Origin of the sequence: Pseudoalteromonas sp. SR43-3 (assembly GCF_014163875.1) — a bacterium.
In the GTDB taxonomy this organism is placed as follows: domain Bacteria; phylum Pseudomonadota; class Gammaproteobacteria; order Enterobacterales; family Alteromonadaceae; genus Pseudoalteromonas; species Pseudoalteromonas distincta.
The window spans coordinates 3,153-5,344 of sequence record NZ_JACJEC010000037.1; the positions used below are offsets into that span (position 1 = coordinate 3,153).

Genomic DNA, 2,192 nt, shown 5'->3' on the forward strand with positions numbered 1-2,192 from the left:
TCCACCGTGTACGCTTAGTCACTTAACCATACAACCCAAACGGGTCTTTGTTTTGTGACAGTTTAACTTCGCCAGAAGTTAATATTGAATACTAAAGTAGATACCAATCAATCAACGTAAAACGTCAATCAAATGGCACTGAATGGTACTGCTACCATTCTTTTTTTACTTTTGAAAACTCTTGATAAATACAATGTATTCATCAGAATTTTATTATCAGCTTTTCCAAATTTTTAAAGAGCAAGAGATACAAAAACCTCTCAAAATTAAACACACTCTATTCTCAGGCTGTTAATGGCCCGATAAAGAATATTTATTTTTAAGAAGTAAAAGTGGTGGAGCTAAGCAGGATCGAACTGCTGACCTCCTGCGTGCAAGGCAGGCGCTCTCCCAGCTGAGCTATAGCCCCACATATGCTGGTACTTACTGTTTTAACCATCTTCTTGATTAGACAAGAAGTGGTGGGTCTGAGTAGATTTGAACTACCGACCTCACCCTTATCAGGGGTGCGCTCTAACCAGCTGAGCTACAGACCCAAAACAATAAGTGTTGTTCTCTTTACAATAACAATCATCTGTGTGGACACTACGAACAAATAAGTTCTAAATCGTATAAGGAGGTGATCCAGCCCCAGGTTCCCCTAGGGCTACCTTGTTACGACTTCACCCCAGTCATGAATCACTCCGTGGTAAACGTCCTCCCGAGGGTTAGACTATCTACTTCTGGAGCAACCCACTCCCATGGTGTGACGGGCGGTGTGTACAAGGCCCGGGAACGTATTCACCGCGTCATTCTGATACGCGATTACTAGCGATTCCGACTTCATGGAGTCGAGTTGCAGACTCCAATCCGGACTACGACGCACTTTAAGTGATTCGCTTACTCTCGCGAGTTCGCAGCACTCTGTATGCGCCATTGTAGCACGTGTGTAGCCCTACACGTAAGGGCCATGATGACTTGACGTCGTCCCCACCTTCCTCCGGTTTATCACCGGCAGTCTCCTTAGAGTTCTCAGCATTACCTGCTAGCAACTAAGGATAGGGGTTGCGCTCGTTGCGGGACTTAACCCAACATCTCACAACACGAGCTGACGACAGCCATGCAGCACCTGTATCAGAGTTCCCGAAGGCACCAAACCATCTCTGGTAAGTTCTCTGTATGTCAAGTGTAGGTAAGGTTCTTCGCGTTGCATCGAATTAAACCACATGCTCCACCGCTTGTGCGGGCCCCCGTCAATTCATTTGAGTTTTAACCTTGCGGCCGTACTCCCCAGGCGGTCTACTTAATGCGTTAGCTTTGAAAAACAGAACCGAGGCTCCGAGCTTCTAGTAGACATCGTTTACGGCGTGGACTACCGGGGTATCTAATCCCGTTTGCTCCCCACGCTTTCGTACATGAGCGTCAGTGTTGACCCAGGTGGCTGCCTTCGCCATCGGTATTCCTTCAGATCTCTACGCATTTCACCGCTACACCTGAAATTCTACCACCCTCTATCACACTCTAGTTTGCCAGTTCGAAATGCAGTTCCCAGGTTGAGCCCGGGGCTTTCACATCTCGCTTAACAAACCGCCTGCGTACGCTTTACGCCCAGTAATTCCGATTAACGCTCGCACCCTCCGTATTACCGCGGCTGCTGGCACGGAGTTAGCCGGTGCTTCTTCTGTCAGTAACGTCACAGCTAGCAGGTATTAACTACTAACCTTTCCTCCTGACTGAAAGTGCTTTACAACCCGAAGGCCTTCTTCACACACGCGGCATGGCTGCATCAGGCTTGCGCCCATTGTGCAATATTCCCCACTGCTGCCTCCCGTAGGAGTCTGGGCCGTGTCTCAGTCCCAGTGTGGCTGATCATCCTCTCAAACCAGCTAGGGATCGTCGCCTTGGTGAGCCATTACCTCACCAACTAGCTAATCCCACTTGGGCCAATCTAAAGGCGAGAGCCGAAGCCCCCTTTGGTCCGTAGACATTATGCGGTATTAGCAGTCGTTTCCAACTGTTGTCCCCCACCTCAAGGCATGTTCCCAAGCATTACTCACCCGTCCGCCGCTCGTCAGCAAAGTAGCAAGCTACTTTCTGTTACCGCTCGACTTGCATGTGTTAGGCCTGCCGCCAGCGTTCAATCTGAGCCATGATCAAACTCTTCAATTAAAAAGTTTTATGTCTTTCGACAGCTCAATGAATTCTGAATTTTT

At 48.4% G+C, this 2,192-nt stretch carries 2 tRNA genes and 1 rRNA gene; all 3 read right to left on the bottom strand.

What is annotated here, in order from left to right:
* Nucleotides 1-333: 333 nt before the first annotated feature.
* The 3 genes from H5088_RS20020 to H5088_RS20030 all read right to left on the bottom strand — a co-directional run bounded on the left by H5088_RS20020 (nt 334) and on the right by H5088_RS20030 (nt 2,148).
* A tRNA-Ala gene (locus H5088_RS20020) sits at nt 334-409 on the bottom strand.
* A 50-nt stretch (nt 410-459) separates the two neighbouring features.
* Nucleotides 460-536, bottom strand: a tRNA-Ile gene (locus tag H5088_RS20025).
* A gap of 76 nt (nt 537-612) precedes the next feature.
* Nucleotides 613-2,148: ribosomal RNA gene (locus H5088_RS20030) — 16S ribosomal RNA — on the bottom strand.
* Between the last annotated feature and the right edge of the window lie 44 nt (nt 2,149-2,192).